Raw genomic sequence first — 17923 nt, forward strand, 5'->3', positions numbered from 1 at the left:
GAGAAGTCCGCCCCGATGGCGATCGACGCCCCCTCTTCTCCCTCCGCCCAGCCCTGGTCCGATCGGCTGCGGCACTCGACCATCATCCTGATCGCCGCGGCGCTGGCGCTGTCCGTCGTGGTCTCGCTCGGCGAATTGTCGGCGCTGCACGCTGCAATCGTGTTCCTCTGCATCGCTGCGGCTGCCTTGATCCCGTGGCGGCTGCACGATCCCGCCACCTCCCGCGACGACGTCCGACGCATCAACCCGGTCGAGAGCGCGGCGGTGGCCGCAGTGGTCGCCGGCATGCCGGATCCGGCGGTGCTGCTCGACCGGGCCGGCCGCGTCATCCACCTCAACGCCGTCGCCGCCCAGCTCGCGCCGGCGCTGCGCAAGAACGAGCTCGCCCAGTTCGCGCTGCGCTCGCCGGAGATCATCACCGCGCTGCGCGAGGCCATCGCGACCACCGAGCCGCGGCGCGCGACCTATCTCGATCATGTTCCGGTTGATCGCTGGATGGAGCTGATCATCACGCCGGTACCGGTGCCGACCAGCTTCGGCGGCGCCGACAAATGCATGCTGATGACCTTCCACGACCAGACGCCGCTGCGCCGGGTCGAGGAGATGCGCGCCGACTTCGTCGCCAATGCCAGCCACGAGCTGCGCACGCCGCTGGCGGCGCTGTCGGGCTTCATCGATACGCTCCAGGGCCAGGCCAAGGACGATCCCAAGGCGCGCGAGCGCTTTCTCGGCATCATGCACAACCAGGCCACGCGCATGGCGCGCCTGATCGACGATCTCTTGTCGCTGTCGCGGGTCGAGCTGTCGGCCCATGTCCGGCCCGACACCCTGGTCGATCTCGTCCCGATCATCCGTCAGGTCGCCGATGGGCTCGAGCCGCTGGCGCGCGAGCGTCAGGTCGAGGTGGAAATCCACTTGCCGGAGCCGCCGGTGATGATCGCAGGGGATCGCGAGGAGCTGCTCCGCCTGTTCGAGAACCTGATCGAGAACGCGCTCAAATACGGCGCCTCCGGCGGGCGCGTCATCGTGTCGCTGACCTCGAGCGCCGCCGCTGACGGAACTCAGGAAATCCGGGTCATGGTCCGCGATTTCGGCCCGGGCATCGCGCCGGAGCACCTGCCGCGGCTGACCGAGCGCTTCTACCGGGTCGACGTCGGCGACAGCCGCTCGCAAGGCGGCACCGGGCTCGGGTTATCGCTGGTGAAACATATTCTTAACCGTCATCGCGGCCGCCTTTTGATCGAAAGCGTGCCCAGGCAGGGCGCCACGTTCACTGCCTGTTTTCCCCAGGGCAAGGCTCCGGCTTGATCGAAAACGCAAGCAATTTCAATTGCTTGGTGTCGTCATCCAACTGTCACGAAACCTTCGTAAAAGCACAGCCGGCCGCCCCTAAAGCGGCGGCGCGGGGAGCGCGATCGGGCGCGGATGGCGCTTCGCTCCCCTGTATGGAGACCAGCATGAATTTCCTCAAAACCATGGTCGCTGCCGGCTTGGTCGCCGCATCGACGACGGTAGCCTTTGCGGCCGACATCACCGGTGCCGGCGCGACGTTCCCGTTCCCGATCTATTCGAAGTGGGCTGACGCCTACAAAAAGGAGACCGGCAACGGTCTGAACTACCAGTCGATCGGCTCGGGTGGCGGCATCAAGCAGATCCAGGCCAAGACCGTGACCTTCGGTGCCACCGACGCGCCGCTCAAGGCCGAGCAGCTCGAGAAGGACGGCCTCGTCCAGTGGCCGATGGTGATGGGTGCCATAGTCCCCGTCGTCAACATCGAGGGCGTGAAGCCGGGCGAGCTGGTGTTCGACGGCGAGACCCTGGCCAACATCTATCTCGGCAAGATCACCAAGTGGGACGATGCCGCGATCAAGAAGCTCAATCCCAGCGCGAAGCTGCCGTCGGCGGCCATCACCGTGGTCCGTCGTTCGGACGGCTCGGGCACCACCTTCAACTTCACCAACTATCTCTCCAAGGCCAGCGCGGACTGGAAGAGCAAGGTCGGCGAGGGCACCGCGGTCGAGTGGCCGGTCGGCGTCGGCGCCAAGGGCAACGAGGGTGTGTCGGGCAACATCAGCCAGACCAAGAACTCGATCGGCTATGTCGAATACGCCTATGCCAAGCAGAACAAGCTCACCCACGCCGGTCTCGTCAACAAGGCCGGCAAGCCGGTGCAGCCGACCGTCGAGGCCTTCCAGGCGGCCGCCTCCAACGCCGATTGGTCCAAGGCTCCCGGCTATTACGTCATCCTGACCGAGCAGCCCGGCGAGAAGTCCTGGCCGATCACGGCGGCGACCTTCATCCTGATGCACAAGTCCGCCACCGACAAGGCGGCCGCGCAGGAAGCGATCAAGTTCTTCCGCTGGGCCTTCAAGAACGGCGGCAAGATGGCCGAGGAGCTCGACTACATTCCGATGCCGGACAGCGTCGTCCAGCAGATCGAGAAGACCTGGGCTGCCGAGATCAAGAGCTAAGGCGCTATTTGTCCCGGACACGGTTCCGGGACGCTGCAAGATCTCCGCTCCGGATCGGCCTCCTGCCGCATCCGGAGCGCGCCACCAACAACAAGCGTACATAAAACGGGTATAGGGGATCGGCGTGGCTGAGATGGCTGTTGAGAGCAATGTGATTGATGCTGCCGGTCCATATGATCGCGCCAAGGCCTTGAGCGCGTTCAAGCTCGGCGACGTCACCTTCTACTGGATCACGCGGTTGTCCGCGATCTCGGTGCTGCTGATTCTCGGCGGCATCATCATCTCGCTGATCGTCGGCGCCTTCCCGGCGATCCAGGAGTTCGGCATCTCCTTCCTGTGGACGCAGCGCTGGGCGCCCTCGGCCGATCCGCCGGTGCTCGGCGCGCTCGGGCCGATCTACGGCACGCTCGTCACCTCCTTCATCGCGATGCTGATCGCCATTCCCGTCGGTCTCGGCATTGCGATCTTCCTCACCGAGCTCTGCCCGCAATGGCTGCGCCGCCCGATCGGCATGGCGGTTGAGCTGCTCGCCGGCATCCCCTCGATCATCTACGGCATGTGGGGCTTCTTCGTGCTCGGCCCGTTCCTGGCCAACACCTTCCAGCCTTTCATGATCAGGGTGTTCGACGGCGTCCCCGTGCTGGGCGCGATCTTCGCAGGGCCCCCGTCCTATCTCAGCCTGTTCAACGCCGCGCTGATCCTCGCCATCATGGTGCTGCCCTTCATCACCTCGATTTCGGTCGACGTGTTCAAGACGGTGCCGCCGGTGCTGAAGGAAGCCGCCTACGGCGTCGGCTGCACCACCTGGGAGGTCGTCCGCAGCGTGGTGATCCCCTACACCCGCGTCGGCATCATCGGAGGCGTCATGCTGGCGCTGGGCCGGGCGCTCGGCGAGACGATGGCGGTGACCTTCATCATCGGCAACTCGTTCCGGATCTCCTCGTCGATCTTCGCGCCGGGCACGACGATTTCGGCGGCGATCGCCTCCGAATTTGCCGAGAGCGACGGCCTGCACCAGTCCGGCCTGATCCTGCTCGGCCTCCTGCTGTTCGTGCTGACGTTCTTCGTGCTCGCTGCCGCCCGTTTGATGCTGCTGCGCCTCGAAACCAAGGCCGGGAAGTGAAGCCATGAACCCGATCTATTCGCGCCGCCGCCGCTGGGACATCGTCATTCGCGGTCTCTGCGTCGCAGCCGCCGCCTTCGGCGTCACCTGGCTCGCGCTGATCCTGGTCACGCTGCTCTACAACGGCCTGGCCGGGCTCAACCTCCAGGTCTTCACAGCTGACACGCCGCCGCCCGGATCGACCGAGGGCGGCCTGCGCAACGCCATCGTCGGCTCGTTGATCATGACCGTGATCGGCGTCGGCATCGGCGCGCCGCTCGGCCTGTTCGCCGGCACCTATCTCGCCGAGTACGGCCGCAACGACAAGCTGACCTCGGTGATCCGCTTCATCAACGACATTCTCCTGTCGGCACCCTCGATCATCATCGGCCTCTTCATCTACGGCGCGGTGGTGATGCCGATGCGGGGCTTCTCCGCCATCGCCGGCGCGCTGGCGCTCGCCGTGATCGTGATCCCGGTCGTGGTGCGCACCACAGAAGACATGCTGCTGCTTGTGCCGAACCCGCTGCGCGAGGCAGCCAGCGCGCTCGGCCTGCCGCGCTCGCTGGTGATCAAGCGCATCGCCTATCGTGCCGCGCGCTCCGGCCTCATCACCGGCGTGCTGCTGGCGACCGCCCGCGTCGCCGGCGAGACCGCGCCGCTGTTGTTCACGGCACTGTCGAACCAGTTCTTCAGCCTCGGCCTGAACAAGACGATGGCGAACCTGCCTGTCACCATCAACAACTTCGTGCAGAGCCCCTACGAGTATTGGAAGCAACTCGCCTGGAGCGGCGCGCTGTTGATCACCCTGACCGTGCTTGCCCTTAACATTGGCGCGCGCATCCTTGGCGCCGAGAGGACTGCAAAATGAGTGAAATGTCTGTTTCCGTCACCGCACCGACCGTTCATCCCGGCTCGCAGCCCCTGCCCGAGGCGCCCGCCAAGGTCACGGCGCGCAATCTCAACTTCTACTACGGCGACCACCACGCGCTGAAGAACATCAACCTGGCGCTCGGCACCAACCGCGTCACGGCGTTCATCGGCCCGTCCGGCTGCGGCAAGTCCACCCTGCTGCGCATCTTCAACCGGATGTACGACCTCTATCCGGGCCAGCGCGCCGACGGTCAGCTGTTGCTCGACCATACCAACATCCTCGACCCCAAGCTCGACCTCAACCTGCTCCGCGCCCGGGTCGGCATGGTGTTCCAGAAGCCGACGCCGTTCCCGATGACGATCTACGAGAACATCGCCTTCGGCATTCGTCTCTACGAGAAGATCTCCAAGTCCGAGATGGACGACCGCGTCGAGAAGGCGCTGCGCGGTGGCGCGCTGTGGAACGAGGTCAAGGACAAGCTCAATGCCTCCGGCCTGTCGCTCTCCGGCGGCCAGCAGCAGCGCCTCTGCATCGCCCGCACCGTCGCGGTGCGGCCCGAGGTGATCCTGTTTGACGAGCCCTGCTCGGCGCTCGACCCGATCTCGACCGCCAAGGTCGAGGAGCTGATCCAGGAATTGTCCGAGAACTACACGATCGCGATCGTCACCCACAACATGCAGCAGGCGGCGCGCGTTTCCGACAAGACCGCCTTCATGTATCTCGGCGAGTTGATCGAGTTCGACGACACCAGCAAGATCTTCACGTCGCCGAGCGATCGGCGCACGCAGGATTACATCACCGGCCGGTTCGGCTGAGGAGACGGAACATGGGTTCTGAACATACCGTAAAGGCTTTCGACAGCGACCTTCAGGAGCTCACCCGCCTGGTCGCCGAGATGGGCGGCATCGCCGAGCGCATGATCGTCGATTCCGTCGACGCGCTGATCCGCCGCGACGTCGCGCTCGGCCAGCGCGTCGTCGCCACCGACGTCGAACTCGACGCGCTGCAGAAGCGCATCGAGGAGCGCGCCGTGCTCACCATCGCCCGCCGCCAGCCGATGGCCGTCGACCTGCGCGAGATCGTCGGCGCGATGCGCGTTGCGACCGATCTCGAGCGCATCGGCGATCTCGCCAAGAACATGGGCAAGCGCGTCGCGGCGCTGGAGACGGATTTCCATCCGCTCAAGCTGTTCCGCGGCCTGGAGCACATGACCGACCTCGTGCAGCAGCAGGTCAAGTCGGTGCTGGACGCCTATGCCGCGCACGACCTGCCGGCGGCGATGGCGGTGTGGAAGGGCGACGAGGAAGTCGACGCCATCTGCACCTCGCTGTTCCGCGAGCTCCTCACCTACATGATGGAAGATCCGCGCAACATCTCGTTCTGCATCCACCTGATGTTCTGTGCCAAGAACATCGAGCGGATCGGCGACCACGCCACCAACATCGCCGAGACCGTGTTCTACATGATCGAGGGCCAGGCGATCACCGACAAGCGGCCGAAGGGCGACATGACGACCTTCGCCACGACGCTGCCGAACACCTGACGACTTAAGGAGCTACGACCACATGGGCGCACGCATTATGGTGGTTGAGGACGAGGAAGCTCTCACCGAGCTTCTTCGCTACAACCTCGAAGGCGACGGCTATGACGTCGAGACGGTGATGCGCGGCGATGATGCCGACACCCGCCTCAAGGAGCACATTCCCGATCTGATCGTGCTCGACTGGATGCTGCCGGGCCTGTCAGGCATCGAGCTGTGCCGGCGGCTTCGGACCCGCCCCGAGACCAAGCAGCTGCCGATCATCATGCTCACCGCGCGCGGCGAGGAGAGCGAACGGGTGCGCGGGCTCGCGACCGGCGCGGATGATTATATCGTCAAGCCGTTCTCGGTGCCGGAGCTGCTTGCGCGCGTGAAGGGCCTGCTCAGGCGTGCGAGTCCCGAGCGCCTCGCCACCGTGCTCGCCTATGGCGATATCGAGCTCGACCGCGACAAGCGCCGCGTGGCGCGCTCGGGCCGGCCGATCGATCTCGGTCCGACCGAATATCGCCTGCTGGAGTTCTTCCTGGAGCATCCCGGCCGCGTGTTCTCGCGCGAGCAGCTGCTCGACAGCGTCTGGGGCCGCGACATCTACATCGACGAGCGCACCGTCGACGTCCATATCGGCCGCCTGCGCAAGCTGCTCAATCTTGGCCGCGAGCAGGACCCGATCCGCACCGTCCGCGGCGCCGGCTACGCGTTGGACGATCGCTTCGCGAAGGCTGAGCAGACGTAAGCTGGTTTAGCGAGCTGCGGCTACAAATCTAGGCCGTCATCCCGGGGCGCGCGCAGCGCGAGCCCGGGATCTCAGCGCGAGCGCTTGCGCTCGTCGCGATAACCACAGTACGTGGTTTGACGAAGACTCGGAGTGACCATCTGGCGCAACGATTGCGCCCTGTGGTTATGGATCCCCGCCCCCTGTGCGCAATCGCGCACTAGGCGGGGATGACACCGAGTGATTGGTGCCGTCATCGTGTGACGGCTGCAGTCTTCGATCAAGCTTGGCGATCAACTAAGTCCGCAAGCTCACCGCGTGCCCGGTTTCGGTGCTGCGCGACGGCGATCCGCTGCGGGCTGATAGGCCACGCGCGAATGCTGGGCACAATAGGGCAGGCCGGAGAGCGCCTTGCCGCCGCAGAAGAAGAAATCCGGGCTCGAGGGATCGCCGACCGGCCAGTGGCAGGTCGCCTCGTTCAATTCCAGCAGCGACAGCCGCTGGCTCATCGGCACCACGTTGTCGTAGGTAACCGGCTCAGCTTCCAACTCGACCTCGAAGGCCTGCGCCAACGCGGTGTTGCCGCGCGCGACGGGGCGGGTCACCCGCATCATATGCTGCGCGGGCCGTGCCTTGCGCGGCCGCGGCGCTGCCGATGAAGGGCTCTTGGCGCGGCCGGACAGGCCGAGCCGGTGCACCTTGCCGATCACGGCATTGCGGGTCACATTGCCGAGCTCCGCCGCGATCTGGCTGGCCGAAAGTCCGGCCTCCCAGAGCTTCTTCAGCTGCTCGACGCGATCATCGGACCAGGTCAAAACCGTCATTGCACCCTTTCCCTCGCTGCGCGCCTGCCATCCTGGGGCCTTCGCAGCGAATGCTTTAGCCTTGAAAAACCCGTGCCGTCAGAATCCCTTAAGGCTCGCCGGGCGCGCTCAAGACGCCCGAACGTTTACGCCGGTACATGAGGACTTCTGGGATCAGAACTGCTGCACGAGATGTCGTATCTGACAGTCCAAACGCTACAATATGGCGTGACTCCCGCGCAAGAGTCCGCCGACTCGCTTCCACATGTTCCGTGGTGAAAAACCCGCAAAATCGGCACCGCAAGACTACGGAATCAGCGTTTCGCGAGGCTTTCCGGCCGGCATTGACACCCGTCTTGCCAGGCATAAGATAGTGCCACGTGCCGCCCTTAAAAGGCGGCACGTTTCGTTTTCCGGGGCCGGTCGATGGTGCGTCGCGCAATGCATGCCTCACACCGTCCGCAACATTCAAGTGACGTCATGACTAACAGCGCAGCGCCGCATTTGCTCCCCGTTTTCGCCAGGGCCGACCTCGGTTTCGAGCGCGGCGAAGGCTGCTGGCTGATCGCGACCAACGGCGATCGCTATCTCGATTTCACCTCGGGTGTCGCGGTGAATGCGCTCGGCCATGTCCATCCCGCGCTGGTCAAGGCATTGCAGGAGCAGGCGACCAAGCTCTGGCACATGTCGAACCTGTTCCAGAGCCCTGACGGCGAGAAGCTCGCAAGCCGCCTCTGCAATGAGAGCTTTGCGGACTTCGTGTTCTTCTGCAATTCCGGCGCCGAGGCGCTGGAAGGCGTGATCAAGCTGGTGCGCCACCATCACTTCTCCAAGGGGCATCCGGAGCGTTACCGCATGATCACCTTCGAGGGTGCCTTCCATGGCCGCACGCTGGCGACGCTCGCCGCCACCGGCTCTGCGAAATATCTCGAGGGCTTCGGTCCGCCGATGGACGGCTTCGATCAGGTGCCGCACGGCGACCTCGACGCCGTGAAGAAGGCGATTGGTCCGCACACCGCCGGCATTCTCATCGAGCCGATCCAGGGCGAGGGTGGCGTTCGTTCTGCACCTCACGCCTTCCTGAGGGCGCTGCGCGAACTCTGCAACGAGCGCGGCCTGTTGCTCGCCTTCGACGAGGTGCAGACCGGCATGGGCCGCACCGGCGAGCTCTTTGCCTACAAGCGCACCGGCGTCACACCGGATGTGATGTCGCTCGCCAAGGCGCTCGGCGGCGGCTTTCCGATCGGCGCGGTGCTGGCGACCGCGGATGCGGCGGCCGGCATGGGGCCCGGCTCGCACGGCTCGACCTTCGGCGGCAACCCGCTCGCGATCTCGGCTGCCAACGCCGTGCTCGATGTCATGCTCAAGCCCGGCTTCTTCGACCACGTGCAGAAGATGTCGCTGCTGCTCAAGCAGAAGCTCGCCTCCGTGATCGATCGTCACCCTGATGTCGTCAGCGAGGTGCGCGGCGAGGGCCTCCTGATCGGCATCAAGGCCGTGGTGCCCTCCGCCGATCTGGTTGCGGCGCTGCGCGCCGAGAAATTGCTCACCGTCGGGGCCGGCGACAATGTCGTCCGCTTCCTGCCGCCCCTGATCGTCACCGAAGCGGAGATCGAGGACAGCGTCATCAGGCTCGAGCGTGCCTGCACTGCGATCTCGTCCAGCCAGACCAAGCGGGCGGCAAGCTGATGAGCACGACGCCCAACAAAGCTCCCAAGCACTTCCTGGACATCAACGAGCTGCCGCTCTCGGAGCTCAAGAGCATGCTCGCCGCCTCTTCGGCGATGAAGGCGAAGCAGAAGGCGCAGCAGCCGGTCAGGCCGCTCGAAGGCAAGACGCTGGCGATGATCTTCGAGCGTCCCTCGACCCGCACCCGCGTCTCGTTCGACGTCGGCATGCGCCAGCTCGGCGGCGAGGCGATCATGCTCACCGGCGCCGAGATGCAGCTCGGCCGCGGCGAGACCATCGCCGACACCGCGCGGGTTCTGTCGCGCTATGTCGACGCCATCATGATCCGCATCCTCAACCATGATGCGCTGCTGGAGCTTGCGGCCAACGCCACCGTGCCCGTCATCAACGGCCTGACGCGGCGTTCGCATCCCTGCCAGGTGATGGCCGACCTCATGACCTATGAGGAACATCGCGGCCCGATCGAGGGCAAGACGGTGGCCTGGACCGGCGACGACAACAACGTGCTGGCGTCCTGGGCCCATGCCGCCGAGCGCTTCAAATTCCAGCTCAATGTCGCAACGCCGCCGGAGCTCGCACCGAAAAAGGCCATGCGCGACTGGATCAAGGCGACGGGCGCGCCGATCGTGCTCGGCACCGATCCGGAAGCCGCCGTGCGCGGCGCCGATTGCGTCGTCACCGACACCTGGGTGTCGATGGGCGACAAGGAGGGCGAGCACCGCCACAACGTGCTCAAGCCCTACCAGGTCAATGCCAAGCTGATGTCGCTGGCCAAGGCGGACGCATTGTTCATGCATTGCCTGCCGGCCCATCGCGGCGAGGAGGTCACCGACGAGGTGATCGACGGGCCGCAATCGGTCGTGTTCGACGAGGCCGAAAACCGCCTGCACGCGCAGAAGGGCATTTTGGCCTGGTGCTTCGACGCGGTGAAGTAGGCCCGCCAGAGGCCCCGCTGCGGCCTCACACGCAATTGTCGTCCCGGACAAGCGCGCCAAAAGCGCGCGCAGATCCGGGACCCATAACCACAGGAAGTCGTTTGGCGAAGACTCGGAGTTGCCATCTCGCTCGATGACGTGGTCCTGTGGTTATGGGTCCCGGGCTCGCGCGTTGCGCGCCCGGGGACGACACCGAGTTTGCTGTAGCGTTGTGCACCCTCATCGCATCCGGAACGCGCCCCCTTCCATTTCCGCCCTCCGACCCCAGATAAAGCGCCATGGTTTCCCAATCTCCTGACATGAAAACCGGGCCTGAAGGCCCGGTTCGCGCGCCATCATCGGTTCCGATCGATGACGCCGTGCTGCCTTACGAGGTCGACGCGCTCGACGTGCGCGGGCGCCTGGTGCGGCTTGGTCCTGCGCTCGACGACATCCTCACCAAGCACGATTATCCCGCAGCCGTGGGCAAGCTGCTCGGCGAGGCCATCGTGCTGACGACGCTGCTCGGCTCGACGCTGAAATTCGAGGGCCGCTTCATTCTTCAGGCCCAGACCGACGGTCCGGTGTCGTTCCTGGTGGTCGACTACAAGGCCCCGGACCGCCTGCGCGCCTATGCGCGCTTCGATGCCTCGCGCCTGGGCACGGCCAAGGATTCCGGCACGCTGCTCGGCCGCGGCCATCTCGCCATGACCATCGACCAGGGCCCCGACATGAGCCGTTACCAGGGCCTGGTTGCGCTCGACGGCGGCAGCCTGGAAGACGCCGCCCACGAATATTTCCTGCGCTCCGAGCAGATCCCGACGCGCGTGCGCCTCGCGGTCGGCGAGGAGTGGCGCTCGAGCGATGGCGGCAAGCATCGCTGGCGCGCCGGCGGCATGCTGATGCAATTTCTGCCGAAGGCGCCGGAGCGCGCGCGGCAGGCGGACTTGCATCCCGGCGATGCGCCTGACGGCACCGAGGTGCACAGCGTCGCGGAAGACGATGCCTGGGTCGAGGCACGCTCGCTGATCGAGACGGTCGAAGACGTCGAGCTGATCGATCCCGAGCTCTCCGGCGAGCGGCTGCTCTACCGCCTCTTCCACGAGCGCGGCGTGCGCGTGTTCAATCCGCAGGTGCTCGAGGCGCGGTGCTCCTGCTCGCGCGATGCGGTCGCTGCGATGCTCAAGAGCTTCTCGCACGACGACCGCGCCGCCATGGTCAAGGACGACAAGGTCGTCGTCACCTGCGAATTCTGTTCGTCGGTGTACCAGTTCACGCCGCACGAGGCGGGCGTCGAGGACGCCTGAGCCTACCCGCGTCGCTGCACTCGCAATGTCGAGTGGAGCTGCCACACGCGCGGTGTCGTCGCCCGACTTGATCGGGCGATCCAGTACTCCGAGACGATGCTGATCGAAACGAGAGGCCGCGGCGTACTGGATGCCCCGGTCGAGCCGGGGCATGACAGTTGTGAGTGTTACGGCGAACTCGCCTCTCTAATTCAACACCCGCTTGTTGTCGGGGCTGTCCAGCGAAAACGTCGGCACGTCGATCTCGAAACGCTCGCCGGTTTCGCTGACCATCTGGTAGCGGCCGGTCATGAAGCCCGAGGCGGTCGAGAGCGGCACGCCGGAGGTGTATTCGAAGCGCTCGCCGGGGGCCAGGATCGGCTGCTCGCCGACCACGCCTTCGCCCTTCACCTCCTGCTGGCGGCCGGAGGCATCGGTGATGATCCAGTGCCGCGTCTTGAGCTGCACGGTCTCCTCGCCCGAATTGGTGATGACGATGGTGTAGGACCAAAAGTAGCGCGAGCGGTCGGCCGACGATTGCTCCGGAACAAAGTTCGGCTCGACGGTCACTTCGATCTGGCGGGTCACGGCGCGGTACATGGCTGTCATCATACCGAAATCCGCCCCGGGAACCAAACCCCCCGCGGGCGCCTTGGCGACATCGTCCCGCCAGAATTGGCGGGAAAGCACACCACCGAGGGAGACACCCTGATGTGATCCGGACGCTTTGCGAGACGACAGCCGGACCATTACACTGCTTCAACGTCGCGATTTGCGGAAGGGTTTCCAGGCCCCGATGACCATTGCCGACCAAGTGACGGGATCGACCATCGCAGGAACCGCGGGCGCCAAGCCCGCAGGGACCAAGGCGCGCGCCGCAGCGCCGGCCATCACGCTGCCCGCCATCGGCGAGCGCGAGCTCCGGCTCGATCTGTTCCGCGGGCTCGCGCTGTGGCTGATCTTCATCGACCATCTACCGCCCAGTCTGCTGACCTGGTTCACGATCCGCAATTACGGCCTCAGCGACGCCACCGAGATCTTCATCTTCATCTCCGGCTACACCGCGGCCTTCGTCTATGGCCGGGCCATGCTGGAGAGCGGCGTTCTCATCGCCACCGCGCGCATCCTGCGCCGGGTCTGGCAGATCTACGTCGCCCACGTCTTCCTGTTCACGATCTTCCTCGCCGAGATCTCCTATGTCGCGACCAGGTTCGAGAACCCGCTCTACACCGAAGAGATGGGCATCATGGACTTCCTCAAGCAGCCCGACGTCACCATCGTGCAGGCGCTGCTGCTGCGCTTCCGTCCCGTCAACATGGATGTGCTGCCGCTCTACATCGTGCTGATGCTGGCGCTGCCCCTGATCCTGTGGTCGATGAAATGGCGGCCGGACGTCACGCTCGGGCTGTCGGTCCTGCTCTACGCGGTGACCTGGGAGTACGACCTTTACCTGTCGGCCTATCCGAACGGCTTCTGGGCCTTCAATCCTTTCGCCTGGCAATTGCTGTTCGTGTTCGGGGCCTGGTGCGCGCTCGGAGGTGCGCGTCGCATGTCGGGCATCCTGGCCTCGCCCGTGACGATGTGGATCTCGATCGCCTACCTCATCGCGGCGTTCTATGTGACCTTGACCTGGTACGTGCCCCAGCTCTCCCAGTTCATGCCGAAGCAGATCGAGCAATGGATGTATCCGATCGACAAGACCGACCTCGACGTGCTGCGCTTCGCGCACTTCCTGGCGCTGGCTGCGCTGACCGTGCGCTTCCTGCCCCGCGATTGGCCGGGCTTGAAATCGCGCTGGCTGCGACCATTGATTCTATGTGGTCAGCATTCGCTCGAGATCTTCTGCCTCGGCGTCTTCCTGGCCTTTGCCGGCCATTTCGTCCTCGCCGAAATCTCCGGCGGGCCGGTCATGCATGCGTTGATTAGCCTCTCCGGAATCCTGATCATGTGGGGGGTGGCCTGGGTCATTTCGTGGTACAAGCGTGTGGCTGACAAGAGCGGTGCGAAAACGAAAAACGCCGTCGGCAACGCCGATCTGGCGGGAGGGGGCTGATGAAGGCGAAGGTTCTCCTGAGCCTGGTCCTGCTATGCGGTAACCTCGCCGCGCCCACGGCGCGCGCGGGCGATGCCGCGTCTGCCGCATCCCCTATGCCTGCGGCCTGCGAACTGCCGTCCTATCTGCTGACCAGCGAAAGCCAGCTGCCTAAGGTCGCCGAGGCGATCAAGGCCGGCAAACCGCTCGACATCCTGGTGATCGGCAGCCGCTCGACCACGATTCCGTCGTCGGAGAGCAGCTCCTATCCGGCGCGCATGGAGGCGATCCTCAAGGAGAAGCTGCCGCCCTCCGAGCCGGTGCACGTCTCCGTAGAAATACAGAGCAAGAAAACGGCAGAGGAGACCGCGTCCACCTTCGTTAAGCTGATGGAAGCAAAAACGCCTACTTTGGTCATTTGGCAGACCGGGACCGTGGATGCTATCCGATCCATCGATCCCGACGAATTTCGTAGCGCGGTGACCGACGGGGTTGTTGCGCTGCAAAAGGCAGGGGCGGACGTCGTCTTGATGAATTTGCAATATAGCCCGCGCACCGAGACGATGATCTCGGCGCAGCCTTTTCTCGATAATATGCGCGTCGTGGCACAGGAGCACGACATCCCGCTGTTCGATCGTTTCGCGATCATGCGGCAGTGGAATGAACAGGGCCAGTTCGACCTGTTCAACCCGTCCCGCGGGCCTGAGCTGGCGAAGCAGGTCCATGATTGCCTTGGCCGGGCGTTGGCACAGTTCGTGATTGACGCTGCCCATCTGGAGCCGGCCCAGCAGCAAAATTGAGGTCTAGCGTTAATGAGTTCTCTCCGCCCTTTTTGCCTGACGTCATGGCTGGCCGTGCCTGCAACAGCAGTGCTGTTGTTGCTGACGCCCGCCGCGCATGCGCAGACGCCGGCCGCTCAGCCGGCGACCCCCGCACCCGCCCAGTCGCCTGATCCCGCGCCCGCTGCGCCGTCCCAGACCACCGTCGCCGCGAGGTCGCCCGAGCAGCGTGGCGTCACCTCGCGTGCCATCGACAAGGTGAAGGAGGTCGCGAAGTCCGCCGCCGACATCTTCAGCCGGGTGCCCTGCCTGCCGCCGAAGGGCGGCTCCAAGGCGATGGGCTCGCTGCCGCATGTCGCGAGCAAGCTGGTCGCCGGCCAGCCCGTCGTCATCGTCGCGTTCGGCTCGTCGTCGACTCAAGGGTTCGGCGCGAGCTCGCCGGAGTTCAATTACCCCAATCGTCTTGCCGCGCAGCTGCGCCGGCACTATCCGACCGCCGACATCAGCGTCATCAATGCCGGCGTCGGCGGCGAGGACGCCCCCGAGATGATGAAGCGTCTGCAGACGCAGGTGATCGACAGGCATCCGGATCTCGTGATCTGGCAGGTCGGCACCAACGCCGTGCTGCGCAATCTCGATCCCGGCGAGACCGTCAAGCTGGTGGAGGACGGCATCAACCGCATTCAAGCCGCCGGTGGCACCGACATCGTGCTGGTCGATCCGCAATATTCGCCGGCCGTCAACCAGCGCAAGGAGAGCGCCGGCAAGATGATCAAGCTGCTCGGCAACGTCGCCGAGCTCCGCAAGGTCGGCATCTTCCCCCGCTTCGAGGTGATGCGCGACTGGCACGAGAACCAGTCGATCCCGGTCGAGGGCTTCGTCATCGCCGACGGCCTGCACATGAACGATTGGGGCTATGCCTGCTTCGCCCAGCTGCTCGGCGACGACATCATCCGCTCCGTCGGCCAGATCAAGCTCGGTGTGAGCGTGCCCGCCGATGTGAGAACGTATCGGCCGATGTAGAGGCGAGGAGGGAATGGCGAGTAGCGAATAGGGTTTGATCTATTCGCCACTCACTATTCGCCATTCGCCCCTACGCCTTCTCCAGCGCCGCGGTGAGATCCTCGATCAGGTCATCCGCGTGCTCCAGCCCGGCCGAGAAGCGGATGAAGCCCTCGCTGATGCCGAGCGCGGCGCGGTCTTCCGGCTTGAGGCGCTGATGCGTCGTCGTCGCCGGATGCGTGACGAGGCTCTTGGCGTCGCCGAGATTGTTGGAGATCTTGGCAAGCTTCAATTCGTTGAGCACACGGAACGCCGCCGCCTTGCCGCCCTTCACCTCGAAGCCGACCAGCGTCGAGCCGCCGCGCATCTGCTTCTTCACCAGCGCCGCCTGCGGATGATCGGCGCGGCCGGGATAGACCAGTCGCGAGATCTTGGGATGGCTCGCCAGCACCTCGGCGACGCGCGCGGCCGTGTCGGTCTGCGCGCGCACGCGCACGCCCAGCGTCTCCAGGCCCTTGAGCAGGACCCAGGCATTGAACGGCGAGATCGACGGGCCGGTCTGGCGCATGAAATTGTGGATGTGCTCGGCGATGAAGGCTTCGGAGGACAGGATGATGCCGCCGAGACAGCGGCCCTGGCCGTCGATGTGCTTGGTCGCAGAGTAGACGACGACGTCGGCGCCGAGCGCGAGCGGGCTCTGCCAGATCGGGGTTGCAAACACGTTGTCGACGACGAGCCGCGCGCCGCCCTTGTGCGCGATCTCGGCGATCGAGGGGATGTCGAGCACGTCCAGCGTCGGGTTGGTCGGGCTCTCCAGGAAGAACGTCTTGGTGTTGGGCCTCAGCGCGCGCTGCCACTGGTCGAGATCGAGCCCATCGACCAGCGTGGCCTCGATGCCGTAGCGCGGCAACAGGTCCTGGATGACGTAGAGGCAGGAGCCGAACAGCGCACGGGAGGCGACCACGTGATCGCCGGCCTTGAGCGGCGCCAGGATCGCGGTCGTCACCGCCGCCATGCCGGTTGCCGCCGAGCGCGCGGCCTCGGCGCCCTCGAGCTCGATCATGCGGCGCTCGAACATTGCAATCGTCGGGTTGGAATAGCGCGAATAGATGAAGCCGGGATCTTCGCCCTTGAAGCGCGCCTCGCACTCCTCCGCGCTGGCGTAGACATAGCCTTGCGTCAGGAACAGCGCCTCCGAGGTCTCGCCATATTGCGAGCGCAGGGTGCCGGAATGGACCAGGCGGGTTTCGGGACGATAAGTGGCAGACGACTTCGACATAGGACCCTCTCCGACATGACCGTCGAGGCGAAAACGGTCACAAAAAAACCGGCCTGGATATCTCCACGGGCCGGGATCACAGAGGTCCCCGGCCTGTTTAGCGACTTATTTAACGTGGCTGCAAGCCGGCCGGCTCAAATCACCACGGGATAAGTGATGCTCATATTCCGCAATGCCCTTTCCGTCAAGGCGTCCATCGGATAGCCGTAAAAGACTTGTATTTCCGGCATGTCCGGATGCATTCGACCCCTGATGAGGACCCTCCGGTTGACGTTCACGGTCGCCGCCGACGCCAATGGTATCCTGCCCGACCGCATGATCGCGGCGATGGCGGAAGAAGGTCTCATCCTGCCCGCGTACGACTTCGTCGAGAGCCAGATCCAGCCGGCGAGCCTCGATCTGCGCCTCGGCGATATCGCCTATCGCGTCCGTGCCAGCTTCCTCCCCGGGCCCGGTGCCACCGTGGCCGAGCGCATCGACGAGCTGAAGCTGCACGAGTTCAGCCTCGCCGACGGCGCGGTGCTCGAGACCAACTGCGTCTACATCGTGCCGCTGCTCGAGAGCCTCGCGCTGCCGCCGGAGATCGTCGCTGCCGCCAATCCGAAGAGCTCGACCGGCCGGCTCGACGTCTTCACCCGCGTGATCGCCGACGGCACCCGCCGCTTCGACATGATCGGCGCCGGCTATCACGGCCCGCTCTATGCCGAGATCAGCCCGAAGACGTTTCCGGTGCTGGTGCGCGAGGGCTCGCGTCTCAGCCAGGTGCGCTTCCGCACCGGCGATGCCATCCTCAATGCCGACGAGCTCGATGCGCTGCACGCCAGCGAGCGTCTCGTCGACATCGACGATGCCGATCTCTCGGGCGGCGTTGCCGTCTCGGTCGATCTTTCCGGCGAGAAGGCGAGCGGCTTCGTCGGCTACCGCGCCAAGCGCCACACCGGCGTCGTCGATGTCGACCGCCGCGCGGGCTACGCGGTGGAGGATTTCTGGGAGCCGATTTCGGCGCGCCCCGACGGCAGCCTGATCCTCGACCCCGGCGAGTTCTATATCCTCGCCTCCAAGGAAGCGGTGCAGGTGCCGCCCGATTACGCCGCTGAGATGGTGCCGTTCGATCCCCTGGTCGGCGAATTCCGCGTGCACTATGCCGGATTTTTCGATCCCGGCTTCGGCTATGCCGGCGCTGGCGGGCTGGGATCGCGCGCCGTGCTGGAGGTGCGCTCGCGCGAGGTGCCGTTCATCCTCGAGCACGGCCAGATCGTCGGCCGCCTCGTCTACGAAAAGATGCTGGCCCGCCCCGACGCGATGTACGGCCAGCGCATCGGTTCCAACTACCAGGCGCAAGGCCTCAAGCTCTCGAAGCATTTTCGGGTGTAGCCCGATCCTGTAGCCCGGATGGAGCGCAAGCGTAATCCGGGAAGGTCTCACTTGTGGCGCGATCCC

General features: G+C 65.1%; 17 protein-coding genes and 1 riboswitch. Of the genes, 14 read left to right on the top strand and 3 right to left on the bottom strand.

Translation table 11 applies throughout. The annotated features are described in order from the left end of the window. Positions 1–15 precede the first annotated feature (15 nt). From I6F17_RS30605 to phoB, 7 genes are all read left to right on the top strand, one after another. Positions 16–1308 carry an ATP-binding protein gene (locus I6F17_RS30605; protein ID WP_225128359.1) on the top strand — a complete coding sequence of 431 codons (1293 nt, stop codon included), beginning with the start codon at positions 16–18 and terminating at the stop codon, positions 1306–1308. Between the two features lie 149 nt (positions 1309–1457). Then, positions 1458–2471, top strand: coding sequence for a phosphate ABC transporter substrate-binding protein PstS (gene pstS / locus I6F17_RS30610; RefSeq protein ID WP_225128361.1), 1014 nt, complete (start codon positions 1458–1460; stop codon positions 2469–2471). A 133-nt stretch (positions 2472–2604) separates the two neighbouring features. Then, positions 2605–3594, top strand: a complete 990-nt coding sequence (gene pstC / locus I6F17_RS30615) for a phosphate ABC transporter permease subunit PstC (RefSeq protein WP_036001678.1) — start codon at positions 2605–2607, stop codon at positions 3592–3594. 4 nt (positions 3595–3598) lie between these two features. Then, positions 3599–4444: a phosphate ABC transporter permease PstA gene (pstA, locus tag I6F17_RS30620; RefSeq protein ID WP_225128363.1), complete on the top strand. Its 846-nt coding sequence runs from the start codon at positions 3599–3601 to the stop codon at positions 4442–4444. Then, positions 4441–5262 carry a phosphate ABC transporter ATP-binding protein PstB gene (gene pstB, locus I6F17_RS30625; protein ID WP_225128365.1) on the top strand — a complete coding sequence of 274 codons (822 nt, stop codon included), beginning with the start codon at positions 4441–4443 and terminating at the stop codon, positions 5260–5262. Before pstA ends, pstB begins: the two co-directional genes overlap by 4 nt. An 11-nt stretch (positions 5263–5273) precedes the next feature. Further along, positions 5274–5990 (top strand): phosphate signaling complex protein PhoU, encoded by a 717-nt coding sequence (phoU, locus tag I6F17_RS30630; RefSeq protein WP_225128376.1) that lies wholly within the window; start codon positions 5274–5276, stop codon positions 5988–5990. Between the two features lie 22 nt (positions 5991–6012). After that, complete coding sequence (phoB, locus tag I6F17_RS30635) at positions 6013–6720, top strand: phosphate regulon transcriptional regulator PhoB (protein WP_008143479.1); 708 nt, start codon at positions 6013–6015, stop codon at positions 6718–6720. 290 nt (positions 6721–7010) lie between these two features. On the opposite strand, the gene I6F17_RS30640 is transcribed toward phoB, so the two are convergent. Next, a complete protein-coding gene (locus tag I6F17_RS30640; RefSeq protein WP_036001664.1) occupies positions 7011–7523 on the bottom strand; it encodes a GcrA family cell cycle regulator in 513 nt (170 codons plus the stop codon). Between the two features lie 459 nt (positions 7524–7982). Between I6F17_RS30640 and I6F17_RS30645 the strand changes: the two genes are divergently transcribed. The 3 genes from I6F17_RS30645 (at position 7983) to I6F17_RS30655 (ending at position 11412) form a co-directional block, all read left to right on the top strand. Then, positions 7983–9191 carry an aspartate aminotransferase family protein gene (locus I6F17_RS30645; RefSeq protein WP_036042745.1) on the top strand — a complete coding sequence of 403 codons (1209 nt, stop codon included), beginning with the start codon at positions 7983–7985 and terminating at the stop codon, positions 9189–9191. Continuing rightward, positions 9191–10126, top strand: a complete 936-nt coding sequence (gene argF, locus I6F17_RS30650; RefSeq protein WP_036042744.1) for an ornithine carbamoyltransferase — start codon at positions 9191–9193, stop codon at positions 10124–10126. The genes I6F17_RS30645 and argF overlap by 1 nt, the downstream gene beginning before the upstream one ends. 299 nt (positions 10127–10425) lie before the next feature. Next, positions 10426–11412, top strand: coding sequence for an Hsp33 family molecular chaperone (locus I6F17_RS30655; RefSeq protein WP_225128378.1), 987 nt, complete (start codon positions 10426–10428; stop codon positions 11410–11412). A 186-nt stretch (positions 11413–11598) separates the two neighbouring features. On the opposite strand, the gene apaG is transcribed toward I6F17_RS30655, so the two are convergent. Continuing rightward, positions 11599–11991, bottom strand: a complete 393-nt coding sequence (apaG, locus tag I6F17_RS30660) for a Co2+/Mg2+ efflux protein ApaG (protein WP_024337101.1) — start codon at positions 11989–11991, stop codon at positions 11599–11601. Positions 11992–12187: 196 nt separating this feature from the next. Here apaG and I6F17_RS30665 point away from each other — a divergent pair, with 196 nt between their 5' ends. The 3 genes from I6F17_RS30665 to I6F17_RS30675 are packed head-to-tail and all read left to right on the top strand — an operon-like array spanning position 12188 to position 15225. Beyond that, positions 12188–13444 carry an OpgC domain-containing protein gene (locus I6F17_RS30665; protein WP_036020420.1) on the top strand — a complete coding sequence of 419 codons (1257 nt, stop codon included), beginning with the start codon at positions 12188–12190 and terminating at the stop codon, positions 13442–13444. Beyond that, positions 13444–14223, top strand: coding sequence for a lipolytic enzyme (locus I6F17_RS30670; protein ID WP_036020422.1), 780 nt, complete (start codon positions 13444–13446; stop codon positions 14221–14223). Before I6F17_RS30665 ends, I6F17_RS30670 begins: the two co-directional genes overlap by 1 nt. A 12-nt stretch (positions 14224–14235) precedes the next feature. Next, positions 14236–15225, top strand: a complete 990-nt coding sequence (locus I6F17_RS30675; RefSeq protein ID WP_036042742.1) for an SGNH/GDSL hydrolase family protein — start codon at positions 14236–14238, stop codon at positions 15223–15225. 70 nt (positions 15226–15295) lie between these two features. Here the strand turns inward: I6F17_RS30675 and I6F17_RS30680 are convergent, their stop codons facing one another. Further along, positions 15296–16483, bottom strand: a complete 1188-nt coding sequence (locus I6F17_RS30680) for an O-succinylhomoserine sulfhydrylase (RefSeq protein ID WP_036042741.1) — start codon at positions 16481–16483, stop codon at positions 15296–15298. Between the two features lie 76 nt (positions 16484–16559). Continuing rightward, a riboswitch (SAM riboswitch) is annotated at positions 16560–16639 on the bottom strand. A 111-nt stretch (positions 16640–16750) separates the two neighbouring features. Here I6F17_RS30680 and I6F17_RS30685 point away from each other — a divergent pair. After that, complete coding sequence (locus I6F17_RS30685; protein ID WP_035996377.1) at positions 16751–17857, top strand: 2'-deoxycytidine 5'-triphosphate deaminase; 1107 nt, start codon at positions 16751–16753, stop codon at positions 17855–17857. Positions 17858–17923 lie beyond the last annotated feature (66 nt).

Source organism: Bradyrhizobium sp. NBAIM18 (genome assembly GCF_020193825.1).
GTDB lineage: Bacteria > Pseudomonadota > Alphaproteobacteria > Rhizobiales > Xanthobacteraceae > Bradyrhizobium > Bradyrhizobium yuanmingense.

Bases quoted from the DNA above. Each gene is read 5' to 3' on its own strand.
- I6F17_RS30645 (WP_036042745.1), top strand. From the start codon at position 7,983: ATGACTAACAGCGCAGCGCCGCATTTGCTCCCCGTTTTCGCCAGGGCC.
- I6F17_RS30605 (WP_225128359.1), top strand. From the start codon at position 16: ATGGCGATCGACGCCCCCTCTTCTCCCTCCGCCCAGCCCTGGTCCGAT.
- argF (WP_036042744.1), top strand. From the start codon at position 9,191: ATGAGCACGACGCCCAACAAAGCTCCCAAGCACTTCCTGGACATCAAC.
- pstS (WP_225128361.1), top strand. From the start codon at position 1,458: ATGAATTTCCTCAAAACCATGGTCGCTGCCGGCTTGGTCGCCGCATCG.
- pstA (WP_225128363.1), top strand. From the start codon at position 3,599: ATGAACCCGATCTATTCGCGCCGCCGCCGCTGGGACATCGTCATTCGC.
- I6F17_RS30655 (WP_225128378.1), top strand. From the start codon at position 10,426: ATGAAAACCGGGCCTGAAGGCCCGGTTCGCGCGCCATCATCGGTTCCG.
- pstC (WP_036001678.1), top strand. From the start codon at position 2,605: ATGGCTGTTGAGAGCAATGTGATTGATGCTGCCGGTCCATATGATCGC.
- phoB (WP_008143479.1), top strand. From the start codon at position 6,013: ATGGGCGCACGCATTATGGTGGTTGAGGACGAGGAAGCTCTCACCGAG.
- I6F17_RS30670 (WP_036020422.1), top strand. From the start codon at position 13,444: ATGAAGGCGAAGGTTCTCCTGAGCCTGGTCCTGCTATGCGGTAACCTC.
- apaG (WP_024337101.1), bottom strand. From the start codon at position 11,991: ATGTACCGCGCCGTGACCCGCCAGATCGAAGTGACCGTCGAGCCGAAC.
- pstB (WP_225128365.1), top strand. From the start codon at position 4,441: ATGAGTGAAATGTCTGTTTCCGTCACCGCACCGACCGTTCATCCCGGC.
- I6F17_RS30640 (WP_036001664.1), bottom strand. From the start codon at position 7,523: ATGACGGTTTTGACCTGGTCCGATGATCGCGTCGAGCAGCTGAAGAAG.
- I6F17_RS30665 (WP_036020420.1), top strand. From the start codon at position 12,188: ATGACCATTGCCGACCAAGTGACGGGATCGACCATCGCAGGAACCGCG.
- I6F17_RS30675 (WP_036042742.1), top strand. From the start codon at position 14,236: ATGAGTTCTCTCCGCCCTTTTTGCCTGACGTCATGGCTGGCCGTGCCT.
- phoU (WP_225128376.1), top strand. From the start codon at position 5,274: ATGGGTTCTGAACATACCGTAAAGGCTTTCGACAGCGACCTTCAGGAG.
- I6F17_RS30680 (WP_036042741.1), bottom strand. From the start codon at position 16,483: ATGTCGAAGTCGTCTGCCACTTATCGTCCCGAAACCCGCCTGGTCCAT.